The organism is Gemmatimonadales bacterium (genome assembly GCA_036265815.1).
Taxonomy (GTDB): domain Bacteria; phylum Gemmatimonadota; class Gemmatimonadetes; order Gemmatimonadales; family GWC2-71-9; genus CAVVWJ01.
The window spans coordinates 31,078-49,027 of sequence record DATAOI010000062.1; the positions used below are offsets into that span (position 1 = coordinate 31,078).

Below are 17,950 nucleotides of genomic sequence, written 5' to 3' on the forward strand. Positions count from 1 at the left end.
CGGCTCCAGGCTACATGCCCGACGGCATCATGATGTGGGCCTTCGGCGTGCCCGGAAACATGATCCAGGGCCCGTCCTGGACCGGTTCCGCCGAGAGGCCGGTCGAGGCGGCGGTGGCGTTGGGGATGTAGACCACGAAGAGCGGCCTCGCCTTGGGCGCGGTGCCGGTGGCCGGGTCGAAGCTTCCCGCAGGACCGGTGAGCGAGTACAGCATGGCCGCGCTGGCCGGCATCGCGAGCTTGCCGCTGCGAGCCTCGGCGAAGCGGACGCTGTCCACCGAGTCACCGGTCACCCCCGCGGCGCGCAATGCACGGCCTCGAGCCATGAACGGCTCCAGCGAGCGGTGGTAGCAGGCGACATGAAACTGCTTCTCCTCAGGATTGCTCGCCAGGCACACCATCGACCCTGTGCCCTTCCGCAGCTCGACCAGCTTCCCTTTCGAGACGTAGCCCAGCACCGTCGCGTCCTGCCGTAACTCCTTGGGCAGGGCGAGCACGGCTGCGGCGATCTGTTGCTCTGCCGGCGGCACCTGGGCGCATGCGGTTGCGGTACCGAGCGCCAGCGCCAGTACGCCGGCCGAGAGTCCTGGATTCATAGCGTCCTTCCTCGGGTTGGTGATCAGACTGCTGGAGCATGCGGCCTGAGCGCCGCCACCGCAATCCCAGCCGCTTCGCCCCCTTTTCGGTTCCGCTCGGCAGAATCCCGATCCCGGACCACGATCCCACCGCTCGTACCTTGGGCGCGCCGTCGAACCCCTGCGCGGGCCGTCAGCGCGAGTGACCCACTCAAGGAGGAGCCATGCCCCGCCTCATTCGACTCGCAACTTTCACCCTGCTGGCCGCGGCCATCGGCTGCGGCGAGCGTGGCACACCCACCCAGCCGGTCGACGGCGTCGCCGTCGGAGCCACTCACGCGGCCACACCCGGACGCTCCGCCGACGAGCGGGCCATCCGCGAGCGCCTCGCCCACCGCCTCGCCCGCGCGATGGCGGATGCCGGATTCCGTGCCTACCTCAAGTCGGAGCTGGATCGGTCCACCGTCCGAGAGCACAAGGTACAGTTTCAGCGGTTCCTCGCCGGTGGCAACCGGCGGGCGCTGCGCCAAGTGGCACGGTTGAATGGCGAAGCGGAGGCCGGCGTCGAAACGGATGCGCGCCAGGCCATTTCGCTGGAGCTCTACCTGCCGGTGCCGGCGCACCGGGCGCGGTGGACCGGCGGGGAAAACATCCTGGTGGCCACGGAGCGGGAGGATCGTGAAGCTCCGGTGGCGTATGACATTCGGGGGCGCCGGCGGATCCTGCGCGCCGACCAGCCACCGGACATGCCCGTCCTCGCCCTGGTTCCGGTCGAGACCGACTTCGACCACCCCGCTGCCGCCCCGTTCATCTGCTGCTCCACGGGCGGCACGACTGCGCCCCCGGGTCTCTACATGACCGCCAGCCACTTCGTCCAGGATTTTGAAGGTTGGTTGAAGGGCAGCCCAGAATATGAGATCCACATCCTGGGCCAGTCGGGCGCCACCGACTCGCTCACCAGCTATCAATGCGCCGGAGAGCACGCCGGCGGTTACTACGCCTTCGACCAGAACAGCCTGGAGTGGACCGGCAGCGTGCTGCTCTTCACCCAGACCCAGCTGAACTCGTACAAGAGCCAGCATCCTGGACAGAATTTCCGGATCGTCGCGTTCGAGGACGATGACGGCGCCTGCAGCATCCGGCTCGACGGGGAGCGGTTCAAGACGTTTCAGAACACCCTGCAGAACAGCTACCCCAATCTGACCGGCGGAAAGGACACGCTCACCGGCGGCCTGACCAAGCTCATCAAGCGGGCCAACGCGCTGCAGAAGATCCTGCGGGCGGCCTACTCGTTCATCACCTCGCAGGACGATCTGATCGGCAACGCCATCGAGGACGTGGTGGTTGGCGAGTACCACAGCGGCTTCAACTGGATCGTCCGCGGGGAGAACAACGTCACCAACGGGTGGCTCAAACTTCAAATGCGGTGAGCCCCATGCACGCATTCCACGCTCGCGCCGTCCTGTCCGCGTTGTTCGCCGTGGCGGGGTTGCCCCGTCCCAGCGTCGCGCAGTGGGCCGTGGCGGCGGAGATCGGGTCCGCCCGGTTCTGGGGCGCGTCGGCGGAGATAGGCGGACGCCACTCGTTCCGGCCGTACCGGCCCACCGTGGTCGGAGTTGGCCTGGCCTACTCGCGAGGGGGCGTGGGCGTGGGGCTGCGGTTCCAGTACGCGGGGTCGAGCCTCGCATTGGAAGGAGATGACGCCGTCGTGGCTGCCAAGGGTGCCCTCGACGTGTACGGCATCTCCCCGGAAATCGCACTCGGGGTTACCCGGCTCGGTCCCGCGAGCCGGGTCAGGCTCTACGCCGGCCCGCTGCTCGAGCTGTGGAAGCTGGCGGGCCAGACGTCGCACCTCCGGCTGGGCGTCTCGGCGGCGCTCGGTCTGGACGTGCCGCTGGGCAATCGATTGGCCGGCAACATGCGGGCAGGAATGGCCGTCACACCCGCGTCGCCCTTCGCCCGGGAAGACCTGGATCCAAGCTTCGAGCCCCGGGCGTTGTGGCGGCGCACGCTCAGCGCCAGCCTGACGTATCGCCTCTAGTGAAGCTCGAAGAGTTACTGAAGCACCTCGGCAACGTCAGGCACGCAGCCCTGGGCCGCGGGTCACGCCGCCACCTGGCTGCCGCACTGCTCGCAGAACTGACTGTCCGGACCGAGCGGGGCACCGCAGCGGTCGCAGGTGCCGGCCACCGGAAGGCGGCGGCCGCAGGAAGAGCAGAACACCGCGTCCGGCTCCGGCCGCGGGCCGCACACCGAACACGAGGGCATGCCCGGCGACGCGTCGGCCGGCGAAAGATCGCCCGGCGACAGATCGCGCGGTAGCGGATCGCCCGGCGAGCCCAGCCTCGCAGCGGAGCGGAGGACGCGAGTCCTGGCAGCGATCATGAGCTCGAGATCGTCGGGCGCCACCGCCGACTCGGCGCGCAACGCGTCGAGGGCGGCGGCGGTGTACCTGGACTTGAGCAGCTCGTAGTCGGCGTCCGATAGCTTGCCGGTCTCCCGGTCGAACTCGATCTCCTTGAGCGCGGCCAGCGCAATGCCCTTGGGAGTCTCCTCCGGATCGAGCGGCTCGAACACCGGAGCCACGTTGCGGGCCGGGCGGAGGAGCGGCTGCAGCACCGTCCAGACCGCCGCCAGCCCTACCAGCGCCGCCACGGCCGCCTCCCAGGTCATCAGTCCTCGACCTCGTCCAAGGCCCGCTGGAGCCGCTCGAGCTCCTCGGGACTGGGGCGATGCCCCGGATCTTCGGCCAGCGCGGGTGGACCCGCACCGGCCAGCGCGGCGCGCCGGCGGCTGATCACCGCGAACAGCGCCGCGCCCGCCGCCGCAATGGCAATGCCCGGTACGAAGTAGCCCGCCAGGTTGAACCCCTCGGGCTTCGGTGCCATCAAGGCCTTCTCGCCGTACTTGGCCACGAACGCATCGAGAATCTGCTGGGCCGTGAGCCCCTGCTGCCGCAGCGCCAGCACCTCGCGGTGCAGCCGGGGGGAGTAGGTGCAGGAGAAGTCCGTGGTGCGGCAGGTGAAGACGTCGAGCGTGCAGCCACAGTTGCAGGCCAGGCGCTGTTCGATCGCCTGAATCTCGGATCCGTCCTCGCCAGCACGGGTGGGCTGCCTCGGACGACCCAACGCGTCGGGATCACGCACGGTTCCCATGATGCCCCGGCCCGAGAGCGAATCCTGAACCGCGGGAGCCTGGAGCAGGGCCGCCATGTGCGGCATCGATGCGCCCATAGGCCGGCTCACCAGCGGCGCTGCCAGCACCGCGAGCCCCGTCCGAAGAAAGGCGCGCCGGCCCAACCCGGCATTTTCATCGCGATCCTTCATGCCTCATCCTTCCCTGCTCCGACCAGCGTCACCCGATATCCCGCCTGCGCCTGGCGCGGAGCGGACACCGTCGGCCCGCCACCGGGCCACATCGTCAGCAGCCCGCCGCAGGCCAGGACCAGTCCGCCGAACCAAACCCACCAGACCAGCGGATTGATATTGAATCGGTAGACCGCCTGCTCCGTGCCGTCCACTGCGCCGGCGAACACCAGATACAGATCCTCCTGCAGGTTGCTGCGGATGCCGACTTCGGTGGAGGGCTCGAACGTCGGCCGCTTGAAGCTGTCCACGTGCTGCCGCTTCTCCGAGGTTAGCAGGCCCGCCTTGTGCCCGTCCTTCTCCACTTCGACCGTCGCCGCGGAGACCACCCGATTGAGTGCCTCGTACTGGGAGATGCCGACGTGAGTGAAGCGATATACGTGGCCGAACGGGCTGCGGAGCTCGACCGACTCGCCGGGCCGGAGGGTGGCCTCCTGCTGCACTTTGAACGCCATCCCCGCGAACGCCGCGAAGTAGATCAGCATCCCGGTGTGCACCACATAGCCCCCGTAGCGTCGCCGGTTCCGCGCGACCAGACGGGCCAAGGCCACCGGAGTCGACTCTCCATGCATCCGCCGGCGGGCACGGACGCCGCGATAGAACTCCTGCACGATGGTCCCCGCCACGAAGGCGGCGAGCGCCAGCGCCATCATCGGGTAGAGGTCGCGCATGCCGCCCGCGAGGAGCGCGGCCAGCACGAGACCACCCGCGGCCAGCGGTCCGAGGAACTGCCGCCGCAGATTGGCCGCCGATGCTTTGCGCCAGGCGATGAGCGGGCCCACCCCCGTCAGCCCCAGGAGGAGCAGGCCGAGCGGGACGTTCACGCGGTTGAAGAACGGCGGGCCGACCGTGATCTTGGTGCCCCGCACAGCCTCGGAGAGAATGGGGAAGAGGGTGCCCCACAGGACCGAGAACGCGATCCCCACGAACAGCAGGTTGTTGAACAGGAACGCCGCCTCGCGGCTCAGCATCGATTCGAGCTGGACATCGGCCTGGAGCAGCGGCCAGCGGGTGTACAGCAGGGTGAACGACAGAACCGCGGCCAGCACCAGGAAGCTGAGGAAGAAGTAGCCCACGTTGGACTGGGTGAAGCTGTGCACACTGGCGATCACGCCCGACCGGGTGATGAAGGTGCCGAAGATGCTCAGCAGGAACGTCCCCACGATGAGGCCCAGGTTCCACCGCTTGAGCATCCCCCGCTTCTCCTGGATCATCACCGAATGGAGAAACGCGGTCATGGTGAGCCAGGGCAGCAGGCTGGCGTTCTCCACCGGGTCCCATGCCCAGTAGCCTCCCCAGCCGAGCTCCACGTAGGCCCACCACATGCCCAGGGTGATGCCGATCGAGAGAAAGAGCCAGCTCACCAAGGTCCATTTGCGGATCGCCTGGATCCAGCCGGTATCCAGCCGCCGGGACAGCAACGCCGCCACGGCGAAGGCGAACGGAATAGTGATGCTGATATAGCCCAGGTAGAGCATCGGCGGGTGGATCACCATCCCCACGTTCTGCAGCTGCGGATTCAATCCCCGGCCATCCGCCGGGGTGAACGGCAGGCGCTCGAACGGGCTGGAGCCGAACACCATCACGCTCACGAAGAAGGCCACTACCGCGGAGGTGACACCGGCCACGTAGGGCATGAGCTCCGCGTACCGCCGAGGCGTCAGCAGCTGGGCGAGACTGGCGAACAGCGAGAGGACCACCGCCCAGAAGAGCAGCGAGCCTTTCTGTCCCGCCCAGAACGCGGAGACGATGAAGTAGGGCGGCAGGTTCCGGCTGGTGTACGCGGCCACGTACTCGATGTTGAAGTCGTGGCTGATGAGCCCCTTCCAGAGCGAGATCGACGCCACCACCAGGCAGCCGAAGATGGCGTACACCGAGCGCACCACGGTGGCCGACAGCTCGGGCCGCCCGCGCCAGCGCCCGGTGAACGCGATCGCGACGCACCAGAGCCCGAGGAGGAGGGCGACCCAGAGAGCGAACTGTCCCAGCAGCGTCATCGGAAGGATCTCAGGTTTTGGGAACGGCCTCGTAGCGGGAGCCGCACTTGGCGAGCACGTCGGTGGCCCGGATCACGCCGTCTCGACCGAGCCGGCCCTCGACCACCACCTCGATATCGTTGGCATCGGTGAAGGTGTCCGGCACCAGCCCGTGGTAGGTGACCGGATAGGTCTTCACCCCGTCCGAGACCTTGAAATCGATCGTGCGGCTGGCGTTGTCGCGGTGGACCGAGCCCGGCACCACCTTGGCGCCTACCTTGAACCCGACGTTCTCGACGAAGGTGGGATCGCTGGCAGTTTTGGCGGCGAGCTCCGCGGGCGTCAGGAAGTAGACCCCGGTCTCCTTCACGCCTTCGGCGATGAGGAACCCGACGCTGCCGACGATGAGTGCGGCACCGAGCAGGAATTTGTGACCAGCCTTCATGACGCGTTCCCCGGCGCTTGGATGTCGGAGGGACCCACCGCTGAATCTAGCAAGGTGCCAGCGCCGGTGGTCGGCCGGGCTAGCGGTCTCCTCCGGCCCTGCGACCGTCCCGGGCCCAGGCGAGCGTCGCGGACACCGCCCGGTCCCAGCCCCGCCGCCGCTGCCCTCGCTCGCTGTCCGTGCTTCCCGGCTCGAACCGATCGAAGCGCCGCCCGCGAAGGAACTCCGCCGTATCCCGCCAGGCGCCGAGGGCGATCCCCGCCAGGCCCGCCGCCCCGAGTGCGGTGGTCTCCACCATATCGGGGCGTTCAACCGGCACGCCCATCACGTCTGCCTGGAACTGCATCAGCCAGTCGTTGGCGGCGGCGCCTCCATCGACCCTGAGGACCGGGACCCGGTGTCTGCCATCGGCGGTCATCGCGTCCAGCAGATCGGCGCTGCTGAAGGCCATCGCCTCCAGGGCCGCGCGGACCAGGTGGGCGCGGCCGGTGCCCCGGGTTATCCCGGTGATCGTCCCGCGCGCCTCGGCCTCCCAATGGGGAGTGCCCAGTCCCACGAAGGCGGGGACGAAGTGCACGCCCCCGCTGTCAGAGACGGTGCGCGCCATGGCCTCGGTCTCCTGCGCGCTCATGATGAGCCCCAGCCCGTCCCGCAGCCATTGCACGGCTGCCCCCGCGATGAAGACGCTGCCTTCCAGCGCGTACGCCGGCTCGCCGCGCGGGCCGCACGCGGCGGTCGCGAGCACTCCCCGAGCCGGCTCCGGCAAATGCTGACCGGTGTAGACCAGGAGAAAGGCCCCGGTCCCATAGGTGTTCTTGGCCAGTCCATCGATACAGCACCCCTGCCCGAAGAGCGCGGCCTGCTGGTCGCCCGCGAGCCCGGCGATGGGAAGACTGATCCCCAGGTGTTCCGGGTCGGTCTCGCCCACGATTCCGGCGGACGGCACAACCAGCGGAAGAATCTCCCGAGGCACGCCGAAGGTGCCCAGCAGCTCGGTCTCCCAGTCACGGGCAGCGAGGTCGTAGAGCAGCGTGCGAGACGCGTTGGTGTGATCGGTGACGTGCACCCGGCCACCGGTCAGCCTGGCCACTAACCAGCTCTCCACGGTGCCCGCGGCCAGCTCCCCTTTCTCCGCACGACGGCGGAGTGCCGGATCGCGCAACAGCCACTCGAGCTTGGTGGCGGTGAAGTAGGGGTCGGCCACGAGCCCGGTGCGGCGGCGAAGCATCGGTTCGACCCCTGCCTCCCGCAGCTCGCGGCAGCGGTCCGCCGTCCGGCGGTCCTGCCAGACGATGGCCGGGGCCACCGGCACCAGCGTCCGCCGGTCCCACAACACCGCGGTCTCCCGCTGGTTGGTGATCCCAAGTCCTAGCGGCTGGTCGCCCCCGGCGGCGAGGGCCTCGCGCATCGCCTCGATGGAGACGCGGACGATCTCCTCCGGGTCGTGCTCCACCCAGCCGGGCTGGGGATAATGCTGGGTGAACTCGCGGTAGCCGCGGCCGAGCAGGGTGCCGTCCTGGTGGATCAGGAGGGCCGTGGAGCCGGTGGTGCCTTGATCGAGGGCGAGAATGGAGGGCACGGGGGAAGAGTGTCTCTCAGTCCGAGACCAGCGCGCGCGAGAGGTCTCCCGGAACAAAGACCCCGCGATCGGTGATGATACCCGTCACCAGCTCGGCCGGCGTCACGTCGAACGCCGGATTCCAGACCCCCGCGCCGGCCGGCGCCGCAGGGTGGCCGCGCCAACCCGCGACCTCGTCGCGCCCCCGCTCCTCGATCGGGATCGCCGCGCCGTCGGGCGTGGCGAGATCGACCGTCGAGCTCGGCGCGGCAACGTAGAACGGCACCCCATGCGCCCGCGCCGCGAGGGCCACGCCGTACGTCCCGATCTTGTTCGCCACGTCGCCATTGGCGGCGATCCGGTCGGCCCCGACGATGACGCAGGTGACATCCCCGCGGCGGAGCCGGCTCGCCGCCATCCCGTCGGCGATGACGGTGACCGGAATGCCCGCCCGGGTGAGCTCCCAGGCGGTGAGCCGGCTGCCCTGCAGCAGCGGACGAGTCTCGTCCGCGATCACCGCGACCCGCTTGCCGGCCTGGTGCGCGGTGTAGACCGGGGCGAGCGCGGTCCCGATGCCGCCGGTGGCCAGCGCCCCGGCGTTGCAGTGGGTGAGCACCGTGGCCTCCTCCCCCAGGAGCGGCAGGCCCGCGGCCCCGATCCGGGCGCACATGGCGCGATCTTCGTCCCAGATGTCGCGCGCCTCGGCCAGCAGTGCCTGCCGGAGGTCCTGCCCCTGGGCCGCGGCGTCCCGGGCGCGGCACACCATGCGGTCCAGCGCCCAGCGCAGGTTGACGGCGGTGGGACGGGTGGCACCCAGGGTGGCGGCGGCCGCCTCCACGCTGCCGAGCGTGTTGCTGGTTCGCGTGTCGAGCGTCACCCCCATCGCTGCCGCGATGCCGATGAGCGGGGCGCCGCGCACTCGCAGCATTCGGATCGCCTCGGCCACCTGCTCCACGGTCTCCAGATCGAGGTAGCGCTCCTGGTCCGGCAGGAGCGTCTGGTCCAGGATCCGGACGCCCTGGCTCCTGGTCCAATCAATCGGTGTCGGCATGGTCATGCCGGGAAGATAGCGCCCCGCGCCCCTCGACACCGGGCCGGAGGAGAGACAGACTTTCAGACTGTTCCGGGCCACCGGCGCTCCAGGACCTCCCTTCATTCAGCGGTCATCATGGCCTTCTCGACACTGCTCTTCGATCTCACCGATGGCATCGCCCAGATCACCATCAACCGTCCGGACAAGCTCAACGCGCTGAACGCCACCGTCATCGCCGAGCTCGACCAAGCCGTGACCCGAATCGAGACCGATGCCACCGTTCGCGGCGTCATTCTCACCGGCGCCGGCCCCAAGGCGTTCGTCGCCGGTGCCGACATCGGCGAGATCGCCGGCCAGGACGCCATGGGCGGGCGCGCCCGCTCGCTCGCCGGGCAGGCGATGATGCGGCGACTGGAGCGGTGTGGCAAACCGGTCATCGCCGCCGTCAACGGATTCGCGCTCGGCGGGGGGTGCGAGCTCGCGATGGCCTGTCATCTCCGGATCGCGAGCGAGGGCGCCAGGTTCGGCCAGCCTGAGGTGAAACTGGGCATCGGACCCGGCTACGGGGGCACGGTCCGGCTGCCGCGGCTCGTCGGCCGGGGCCGGGCCCTCCAGCTGCTGCTCACGGGGGAGATGATCGACGCGGAGGAGGCGTTCCGCATCGGCCTGGTCAACCGGGTGGTGCCCGCCGAGCGGCTGTTGGAGGAAGCCACGCGGCTGCTCCGCACCATTCTGGAGAACGGACCGCTCGCCGTACGCGCCTGCCTGGAATCGGTGGATGCCGGGCTGGGGATGGGCCTGGACGACGCCCTGCTGTTCGAGGCCAACTACTTCGGCCTGCTCTCCGCCACCCAGGATATGCGGGAGGGAGCCCGGGCCTTTCTGGAGAAGCGGAAGCCTTCCTTCGAGGGTAAATGAGCCTGCAATTTCACCTCCGACCCGGCTATTTTTGGGTGATGCCCAAGAGCGCTTCTGGATGGGCGATGGCCGCCCTGGTGCTGGCGGCCTGCGGCGAGCGCGAGCGGCTCACCTTCCCTACCGGCAGCGACGAGGTCGGACCGGTCACCGAAATTCTGACTCCGGCTGTCGATGACAGTGTCATCCGCCAGGGTGATCCCTTTGTCGTGAGTGGACGGTCATCCGACTTGGATGGGGTGGACTCGGTGTACTTCGATGTCCAAGGCGTGCCCGAGCAGCTGTCGCCACTGAAGGCCAGTGGCGCCGATACCACGTTCTTCGGCGTGCCGATCCCCACCTTCGGCCACTCCGGCGTCACCGTGGTCGTGCGGGTCTACGCCGTCGATCTCCTGGGTCAGCAGGGCGAACCCGCCAGCCGCCAGTTCCGCATCGAATAGTGCGGCTTCGCCGGCTGGTGGTCCGCGGGTTTCGTAACCTAGCCGATCTCGACTGCGAGCCCCCTGACGCCGGTGCGGCGGTTCTCGGCAGCAACGCACAGGGCAAGACCAGTCTGCTCGAGGCCATCTACTACGCGGTGCTGTTCCGCTCCTTTCGCGGAGCGCCCGATCAAGAGGTGGCCCGCTTCGACGGCCCCGGGTTTCGGGTGGAGACCGCCGTGGGCGGAGGGCGGGTGCAGTCGCTGGTGAGCTCGTACCAGGCGGCGGGCCGCAGGAAGCGGATCGTGGTAGACGGCGAGGAGACGGTCCGCCTGGCCGATGCAGTGGGCGGCTGGCTCGCGGTCGTGTTCCTTCCGACCGACGTCGCACTCGCGTCGGGGCCCGCGGGGGAGCGACGGCAGTATCTCGACCGGCTGCTGTCTCTGGCCCAGCGTCCCTACTTGCGGGCGCTCTCCCGCTACCGGGCGGCGCTGGCGCAGCGGAACAGCGCGCTACGGCAGGAGCGGGACGAATTGGCCCGGGCGTTCGATGCTCCACTTGCAGCGGCAGGCGCGGAGGTGGTGCGGGCTCGGCAGCTCTGGGCCGCCGAGGCCGCCGGGCAGTTCGCCGCGGAGTTGGAGTGCCTCGGGGAACCCGGGCCGACGCGGCTGGTCTATCGGAGCACCGATGAGCTTGCCGACCCGGCGGCCTGGCCGGCGGCGCTGGAGGCCGTGGTGCCGCAAGACCGGGCGCGGGGCATGACCAGCATCGGTCCCCACCGGGACGATCTGGTGCTCGAGATCGGCGGAAAGGCCTTGCGCAATTTCGGCTCGACCGGCCAACAGCGGAGCGCCGCGGTGGCGCTCAAGCTGCTGGAGCTCACGGCGCTCCGGAGTGCCACCGGCACCGAGCCGGCCCTGCTGCTGGACGACGTCTTCGCCGAGCTCGACCGAGAGCGCCAGCGCCGGCTGGCGCGCCGGCTACTGGGCGGAGCGGGCCGGCAGGTGTTCGTCACCGCGCCTCGTCCCGACGAGCTGCCGGCCGAGTTGGCACTGCCGGTCTGGACCGTGGACGCGGGGAGACTCAAGCAGTGACCGAGAAGCGCCGTCCCACCTCGCTGGCCGATGCGCTGGCGAGCTACCTCCGGCAGTCGGGCTTCTCCAAGCGGATGCAGCAGGCGGGCATCATCGAGGAGTGGGCCAGCCTGGTGGGGCCGCAGATCGCGGCGGTCACCGCGCCGGAGTCGGTCACCCAGGACGGGGTGCTCCGCGTCCGCGTCGCCACCGCGCCCTGGGCCAACGAGCTGAGTCTGATGACCCCCAAGATCCTGGCCCGGCTCAATGCCGGCCGGACCGGGAGAGTGAAGGAAATCCGCTGGGTGCCCGGCCTCTTGGACCGGCCCCGGCCCTGAGCGATGGAGACCATGGCCAAGAATCCGAACGCCGTCGCAGACGGCAAGCCCGACTACCAAGCCGAATCGATCCAGGTCCTCAAGGGGCTGGATGCCGTGCGCAAGCGCCCCGGGATGTACATCGGGTCGACCAGCGAGAACGGCCTGCACCACCTGGTGTACGAGGTGGTGGACAACTCGATCGACGAGGCGCTCGCCGGCCACTGCGACGCGATCACCGTCACCATCCACGCCGACAACTCGATCACTGTCGCAGACAACGGGCGCGGCATCCCGGTGGACATCCACCCCACCGAGAAGTTGTCGGGGGTCGAGGTCGCGCTCACCATGCTGCACGCGGGCGGCAAGTTCGACAAGAACACCTACAAGGTGTCGGGCGGTCTCCACGGGGTGGGCGTGTCGGTGGTCAACGCGCTCAGCGAGCGGCTCGAGGTGGTGGTCGACCGCAACGGCAGCCGCTACCGGATGGCCTTCGTCCGCGGCAAGACCGTCAAGAAGCTCGAGATCCTGGGCAAGGCCCGAGGCACCGGGACCACCGTCCGGTTCAAGCCCGATCCCGAGATCTTCACCGTGCTGGAGTTCCACTACTCGACACTGGCGGACCGCCTGCGGCAGCTCGCGTTTCTGAACAAGGGCATCACCATCACGATCAAGGACGAGCGCGAAGGGGAGAAGAAGGAGGAGGTCTTCTTCGCCAAGGGCGGCCTGGCGGAGTTCGTGCAGTGGCTCAACCGCAACAAGAAGCCGCTCCACCCCAAGCCGATCACCTTCACCGCCACCAAGGACGACGTCGAAGTGGACGTGGCCCTGCAGTACGAGGACGGGTACAACGAGAACACCTTCACCTTCGTGAACAACATCAACACCCACGAGGGCGGCACCCACCTCACCGGGTTCAAGGCGGCGCTCACCCGGACCATCAACGACGTGGCCAAGCGGCGGGACTTCCTCAAGAAGGAGGGGTTCACCCTCTCGGGCGAGGACATCCGCGAGGGACTGACCTGCGTGCTGCACGTCAAGGTGCGGGAGCCGCAGTTCGAGGGTCAGACCAAGACCAAGCTGGGCAACTCCGAGGTGGAGGGCATCGTCAAGACCCTGGTCAACGAGCACCTCGGCAACTACCTGGAGGAGCACCCGCCGGTCGCGAGAAACATCATCGAGAAAGCCGTGAGCGCGGCCCGGGCCCGCGAGGCGGCTCGGAAAGCGCGCGACCTGGTTCGCAAGAAGTCGGGGCTGGAGAACATGGTGCTCCCCGGCAAGCTGGCCGACTGCTCGATCGACGACCCGGCGCACTCGGAGATCTACCTGGTCGAGGGCGATTCGGCCGGTGGCAGCGCCAAACAGGGCCGCAACCGTTCCTTCCAGGCGATCCTGCCGCTCCGGGGCAAGATCCTAAACGTGGAGAAGGCCCGGATCGACAAGATCCTGGGCAACGAGGAGATCCGGGCCATCATCACGGCGGTCGGCACCGGCGTGAAGGATGACTTCAAGCTCGACGACGCACGCTATCATAAGATCATCCTGATGACCGACGCCGATGTCGACGGCGCCCACATCCGGACGCTGCTGCTCACCTTCTTCTTCCGGCAGATGCAGGAGCTGATCGAGGCGGGCTACGTGTACATCGCGCAGCCCCCCCTCTACCGGGTGGCCAAGGGCAAGGAGGAGTTCTACGCCTACACCGACGTCGAGCGCGACGAATACGCCAAGCGGATGACCAACGGCGAGGGGAAGGGCTCCATCAACATTCAGCGCTACAAGGGGCTGGGCGAGATGAACCCGGAGCAGCTCTGGCGCACGACCATGGACCCCGCCTCCCGCACCATCCTGCGGGTCACCATGGAGGATGCCGCGACGGCCTCGGAGCTCTTCGACGAGCTCATGGGCGACGCCGTGGAGCCGCGCCGCCAGTTCATCGAACGGAACGCGAGGTACGTCAGCAACCTGGACGTCTAGGCCGCCTGCCGGAGCAAAGGTTTTCTGGAAGCGGGCGCCGGGATGGCGCCCGCTTCGTTTTGGGCTTGCGACGGGCCCTTGCTGTATTCCCATATCGGAATATATTGCGGCCATGGCACGAGCCGCGACCACCTCGGACACCTTCAACGCGATCGCCGAGCCTCAGCGCCGACGCATCCTCACCCTGCTGAGGGATGGGGAGCGCTCGGTGAACGAGCTCGCGGGCGCTCTCGACGTCACCCAGCCACGGACCTCCAAGCATCTCCGGGTGCTCCGAGAGGTGGGGCTCGTGACGGTGCGCGGGGCGGGACAGCAGCGGCTCTACACGCTGAACGCGAAGGGGCTCGAGCCGATCCACGCGTGGGTTGGCGGATTCGAGCAGTTCTGGAACGAAAGCTTCGACCGACTCAACGCCTACGTGAAAGCGCTTCAGGAGAGGGAGACCGAGTGATGCCATCCGCCACAAATATGCGGCCCGACGCAGACCGCGAGATCGTCGTCTCGCGCACGATCGAGGGACCTCGAGCTCTGGTGTTCGAGGCCTACACCTCCGCGCAGCACCTGGCACGCTGGTGGGGGCCGAATGGATTCACCACCACGACGCGCTCGTTCGAGTTTCGTCCCGGCGGAACGTGGGACTTCATCATGCACGGTCCCGACGGCACCGACTACCCGAACTGGATCGAGTGGCGCGAGATCGTACCGCCGGAGCGCATCGTGCTCTTGCACGGCACGCGGGCAGGGGACCCAGACTCGTTCGTGGGGACGATCACCCTCACCGAGAAAGGGCAGAACACGGAGGTCACGCTGCGATCGGTCTTCAACACCAAGAGGCAGCGTGACGAGGTCGTCGAGCGGTACGGAGCGATCGAGGGGGGCAAGCAGACGCTGGGACGGCTGGCGACCTATGTCCAGAGCCTCGCCTCGGGAGGGCGATGACCATGAGCAAGCTCGTGATGTGGAATCTGCAGACCCTGGATGGCTACTTCGAGGGGGCGGAGCCGTGGGACCTCGAGTTCCACAACACCGCCTGGGGCGAGGAGCTGGAGGGGTTCTCGACCGATCAGCTACACGAGGTCGGCGCCCTGCTCTTCGGCCGTACCACGTATCAGGGGATGGCCGACTACTGGTCGACTGCCACCGGCGAGATCGCCAACCTCATGAACGCGGTACCCAAGGTGGTCTTCTCCAAGACGCTCGACGCGGCGCATTGGAACAACACCCGGCTGGTGAAGGGCGACGCGGGCGACGCGGTCGCGGAGCTCAAGCGTGAGTCCGGCAAGGATCTCTTCGTCTTCGGCAGCGCCAGGCTGTCCGCCTCATTGATGCGGCGCGGCCTGTTCGACGAGTATCGCATCTGTATCGCGCCGATCGTGCTCGGCAAGGGCCAGCCGCTCTTCAAGCCCGGTGTGGAGGGCCAGAAGCTCCAGCTGCTCGAGTCCCGTGCGCTGAAGACGGGAGCCGTGGTCCTCCGCTACGCGCCGATCGAGGAGGCCGCCTAGCCGCCCGATGTCTGAGCGCCACTCAGGCGCTCAGATCCAGCCCGATGTTGATCGCCGCGGCGTACCCGCTCCCGATCGCCGTGGTGCTGAGCAGCAGCTCCGAGCCGCCCTGGTTGTAGATCCCGTCGCTCGCGTTGCGCAAGCGGCCACTGTCTCCCTTCGTGGTGTAGGGCGCCTGTCCGGTGTACAGCGCCGTGAGAAAGCTCTCGTCGAAGAAGAGCTGCGAGGTGAACTCGTACGTGGAGCTGGCCGAGGCGGCCGAACGGATCTTGAAGTGGATGTGGGTGGCCCGGCCCGAGTACCAGCCGGGGACGATAGTGGTGAAGCTGGCGACCCCGCTGGCATCGGTGAGCTGGTTGCCGCGCAGCCAATCCTGCCCCACCGTGTTGAAGCCGGGGTCCTGCGTATCCGAGTACACTCCGAGCGCGTTGCAGTGCCACACGTCGACGATGGCCCCAGCCAGCCGGCTGCACGCATTGGAGCCGATCCAGGAGACGTTGAAGGTCAGCGCCAGCAGCGCCCCGTCCTGCAGCGTGCCAGTGGAGCTGTCGGCCCGGATGTCCGACCGAGTCAGGTTCTCGTCGACGTAGTATGGGCCCTCGGTCAACGCCGGCTTCACCGCGCAGTCGAGTGAGCCGCCGCCGTTTCCGGTATCGCTGATGCCCGTGGTGTCGCTGCCCGAGCACCCGGCCAGCCACAGCAGCCCTCCCGCCCCGAGCCCTCCCAGCAGCAGGATCGCGTCCCGCCGGGTGAGCACCCGTCCCACCGGTTCATCGTCGTTGTCGATCAGCTTTTCCATTTCCACTTCTCCAGTACTCGGTGTTGCGTGGGTCGATACCGCGTCTTGAATGCGCGATGCGGACGTGCTGTCCGGATGTCGATGCACCGAATACGGAGAGGGGGGTGAAACAGTTGGGCCAGCCGCACCTCGGCTCGGCCGGGGTGCGGGCGCTTCATCGTGGCGGAGGCCCGTCCGGCGGTCCACCCGGCCCACCCGGCATCATGTCGAGAGTCGCGCGCGGGTCCGCCGTCATTATCCGGGAGTCACGCTGCCCCGGTGCGCCGAGGCCGAAAACCCAGGTGCTGCCAGTGGCAGGGTATCCAAGAGCGTGGGGATGAATGGTGCGTTCCTGCGCAGCTGAGAATGTTCGACGTGCCCTGGCTTCCAAGTCATATACGCCTGGGCTCCCGAAGTGTTGGGCCGGTCAGCGTCGGACCCGGGGCCGGGGTACGCCGGGTCCCCACTCGTCGCCCTCGAAGCCCTGATCCGGACGACGGGTCGCGTCCAGATCGCGCACTTCGCGCTCGGCCGCCTCCAGTGCCTCGCGGTCGATCTGGTCGTCCTCCGGCAGCCGCCGCGGACCGGGATAGCGGCGGCGGCGCGCCAGCCAAACGACCACGGAGGCCAGCACCGCGCAGGCCACCAGGATGGTGCCCACCGGGCCGCTCACGATCGGCACGTCAGCTCCCCGGCCGGAGCGTCTCCACGCCGGCCCGGGTGATCCGGTGGGAGATGAGCGGGCACCGCTTGGGCTCCCCCCCGATGGTGATGGCCTCGGTCAGCGCGGCGAGTCCGCCAGCGATCCCGCGCTCGTCGCCGGCGAACACCGAGGCCACCGGCTCGCCGGCCTTCACCGGGTCGCCCGGCTTGACGGTGATCACGAAGCCCACCGCGGGATCGATCTCATCCTCGACGGTCCGCCGCCCGCCGCCCAGCTCCACGATGGCCCGCCCGATCCGCCGCGGCTCGACCGCCGAGACGACGCCGCTCCGCGGAGCCCGAAACACTTCCACCGCCCGGGCCTGTGGTAGGATGCCGGGGTCCTCCAGCACGGCTGGATTGCCGCCCTGGGCCTCGATGATGCGGGCGAAGGTCTCCAGTGCACGACCCGAATCGACGGCGTCCCGCAGCCGCCGCCGCGCGTCCCCCAGATCGGCGGCCGCGCCCACCAACAGCAGCATCTCGGCCCCCAGCGCGTAGGTGACCTCCATGAGGTCCTCGGGCCCGTCCCCGCGGAGCCCCTGGATCGACTCCTCCACCTCGAGCGCGTTGCCGCAGGCGCGGCCCAAAGGGCGATCCATGGCGGTGAGCAGCGCCACGGTGGGACAGCCGCGCACCTCGCCCAGCTCGATCATGGTGCGGGCCAGCTCCGCGGCCCGCTCCGGCTGGGGCATGAATGCCCCGCTTCCGGTCTTGACGTCGAGCACCAGTCCGGTGAGCCCCTCGGCGAGCTTCTTCGACATGATGCTGGCGGCGATGAGCGGGATCGATTCGACCGTGCCGGTCACGTCCCGGAGCGCGTAGAGCCGCTTGTCGGCCGGCGCGATCTCGGGCGTCTGCCCCAGCATGGCGCATCCGATCCGCTCGACTTGGGCCCGGGCCTCCCGCAGCGAGAGGGCGGTCCGGAAGCCGGGGATGGACTCCAGCTTGTCCAGGGTTCCTCCGGTATGACCGAGGCCCCGACCCGACATCATGGGCACGCCGACCCCGCAGCTCGCCACCATCGGCGCCAGGAGCAGGGAGACCTTGTCGCCCACGCCGCCGGTGGAGTGCTTGTCCACCAGTGGCCGCTCGAATCCATCGAAACGCAGCCGGTCGCCGGACGCGATCATCGCGTCGGTGAGCGCCGCCAGCTCCGCCGGGGCGAGTCCCCGCCAGACCACCGCCATCAGGAGTGCGGCCATCTGGTAGTCAGGCACTTCGCCCGCGGTGTACCGGGCGATCAGCTCAGCCCACTGCTCCGGGCTGAGCGCGCCACCGTCGCGCTTGTGCTCGATGAGGGAAGGGATCACCAT

Annotated in this window: 20 protein-coding genes; 10 read left to right on the top strand and 10 right to left on the bottom strand. The window is 68.7% G+C overall.

The genetic code is table 11. The features are described 5' to 3' along the window. Positions 1–10: 10 nt before the first annotated feature. Entirely contained in the window at positions 11–595 is a 585-nt protein-coding gene (locus VHR41_13895) for a hypothetical protein (protein ID HEX3235285.1), read from the bottom strand. Positions 596–798: 203 nt separating this feature from the next. Between VHR41_13895 and VHR41_13900 the strand changes: the two genes are divergently transcribed. Further along, a complete protein-coding gene (locus tag VHR41_13900) occupies positions 799–2,004 on the top strand; it encodes a hypothetical protein (protein ID HEX3235286.1) in 1,206 nt (401 codons plus the stop codon). A 5-nt stretch (positions 2,005–2,009) separates the two neighbouring features. After that, positions 2,010–2,615, top strand: coding sequence for a hypothetical protein (locus VHR41_13905; protein ID HEX3235287.1), 606 nt, complete (start codon positions 2,010–2,012; stop codon positions 2,613–2,615). 62 nt (positions 2,616–2,677) lie between these two features. On the opposite strand, the gene VHR41_13910 is transcribed toward VHR41_13905, so the two are convergent. The 6 genes from VHR41_13910 to mtnA form a co-directional block, all read right to left on the bottom strand. Beyond that, positions 2,678–3,247 (bottom strand): zinc ribbon domain-containing protein, encoded by a 570-nt coding sequence (locus tag VHR41_13910; protein HEX3235288.1) that lies wholly within the window; start codon positions 3,245–3,247, stop codon positions 2,678–2,680. After that, positions 3,247–3,900, bottom strand: a complete 654-nt coding sequence (locus VHR41_13915; GenBank protein ID HEX3235289.1) for a cytochrome c-type biogenesis protein CcmH — start codon at positions 3,898–3,900, stop codon at positions 3,247–3,249. The genes VHR41_13910 and VHR41_13915 overlap by 1 nt, the downstream gene beginning before the upstream one ends. Continuing rightward, a complete protein-coding gene (locus tag VHR41_13920) occupies positions 3,897–5,936 on the bottom strand; it encodes a heme lyase CcmF/NrfE family subunit (protein HEX3235290.1) in 2,040 nt (679 codons plus the stop codon). Before VHR41_13920 ends, VHR41_13915 begins: the two co-directional genes overlap by 4 nt. 10 nt (positions 5,937–5,946) lie before the next feature. After that, positions 5,947–6,360 (bottom strand): cytochrome c maturation protein CcmE, encoded by a 414-nt coding sequence (locus tag VHR41_13925; protein HEX3235291.1) that lies wholly within the window; start codon positions 6,358–6,360, stop codon positions 5,947–5,949. 79 nt (positions 6,361–6,439) lie between these two features. Then, positions 6,440–7,939, bottom strand: coding sequence for a glycerol kinase GlpK (gene glpK, locus VHR41_13930; GenBank protein ID HEX3235292.1), 1,500 nt, complete (start codon positions 7,937–7,939; stop codon positions 6,440–6,442). Between the two features lie 16 nt (positions 7,940–7,955). Then, positions 7,956–8,969 carry an S-methyl-5-thioribose-1-phosphate isomerase gene (gene mtnA, locus VHR41_13935; protein ID HEX3235293.1) on the bottom strand — a complete coding sequence of 338 codons (1,014 nt, stop codon included), beginning with the start codon at positions 8,967–8,969 and terminating at the stop codon, positions 7,956–7,958. 117 nt (positions 8,970–9,086) lie between these two features. On the opposite strand from mtnA, the gene VHR41_13940 reads away from it, so the two are divergent. The 8 genes from VHR41_13940 to VHR41_13975 all read left to right on the top strand — a co-directional run bounded on the left by VHR41_13940 (position 9,087) and on the right by VHR41_13975 (position 15,154). After that, positions 9,087–9,869: an enoyl-CoA hydratase-related protein gene (locus tag VHR41_13940; GenBank protein ID HEX3235294.1), complete on the top strand. Its 783-nt coding sequence runs from the start codon at positions 9,087–9,089 to the stop codon at positions 9,867–9,869. Continuing rightward, positions 9,866–10,306, top strand: a complete 441-nt coding sequence (locus VHR41_13945) for a hypothetical protein (GenBank protein HEX3235295.1) — start codon at positions 9,866–9,868, stop codon at positions 10,304–10,306. Before VHR41_13940 ends, VHR41_13945 begins: the two co-directional genes overlap by 4 nt. After that, on the top strand, positions 10,306–11,379 hold the full coding sequence (gene recF, locus VHR41_13950) for a DNA replication and repair protein RecF (GenBank protein HEX3235296.1): 1,074 nt from the start codon (positions 10,306–10,308) through the stop codon (positions 11,377–11,379). Before VHR41_13945 ends, recF begins: the two co-directional genes overlap by 1 nt. Continuing rightward, entirely contained in the window at positions 11,376–11,696 is a 321-nt protein-coding gene (locus tag VHR41_13955; protein HEX3235297.1) for a DUF721 domain-containing protein, read from the top strand. The genes recF and VHR41_13955 overlap by 4 nt, the downstream gene beginning before the upstream one ends. Positions 11,697–11,708: 12 nt before the next feature. Further along, positions 11,709–13,652, top strand: coding sequence for a DNA topoisomerase (ATP-hydrolyzing) subunit B (gyrB, locus tag VHR41_13960; protein HEX3235298.1), 1,944 nt, complete (start codon positions 11,709–11,711; stop codon positions 13,650–13,652). Positions 13,653–13,764: 112 nt separating this feature from the next. Next, entirely contained in the window at positions 13,765–14,103 is a 339-nt protein-coding gene (locus VHR41_13965) for a metalloregulator ArsR/SmtB family transcription factor (GenBank protein HEX3235299.1), read from the top strand. Next, positions 14,103–14,591: an SRPBCC family protein gene (locus VHR41_13970; protein ID HEX3235300.1), complete on the top strand. Its 489-nt coding sequence runs from the start codon at positions 14,103–14,105 to the stop codon at positions 14,589–14,591. The genes VHR41_13965 and VHR41_13970 overlap by 1 nt, the downstream gene beginning before the upstream one ends. Positions 14,592–14,593: 2 nt before the next feature. Next, positions 14,594–15,154, top strand: a complete 561-nt coding sequence (locus tag VHR41_13975; protein ID HEX3235301.1) for a dihydrofolate reductase family protein — start codon at positions 14,594–14,596, stop codon at positions 15,152–15,154. Between the two features lie 22 nt (positions 15,155–15,176). On the opposite strand, the gene VHR41_13980 is transcribed toward VHR41_13975, so the two are convergent. The 3 genes from VHR41_13980 to VHR41_13990 form a co-directional block, all read right to left on the bottom strand. Continuing rightward, the gene (locus tag VHR41_13980) at positions 15,177–15,953 is read right to left on the bottom strand and encodes a hypothetical protein (GenBank protein ID HEX3235302.1); all 777 of its coding nucleotides are present in this window, start codon (positions 15,951–15,953) and stop codon (positions 15,177–15,179) included. Between the two features lie 406 nt (positions 15,954–16,359). After that, positions 16,360–16,614 (bottom strand): hypothetical protein, encoded by a 255-nt coding sequence (locus VHR41_13985; protein HEX3235303.1) that lies wholly within the window; start codon positions 16,612–16,614, stop codon positions 16,360–16,362. 1 nt (position 16,615) lies between these two features. Then, positions 16,616–17,950, bottom strand: a complete 1,335-nt coding sequence (locus tag VHR41_13990; GenBank protein HEX3235304.1) for a thymidine phosphorylase — start codon at positions 17,948–17,950, stop codon at positions 16,616–16,618.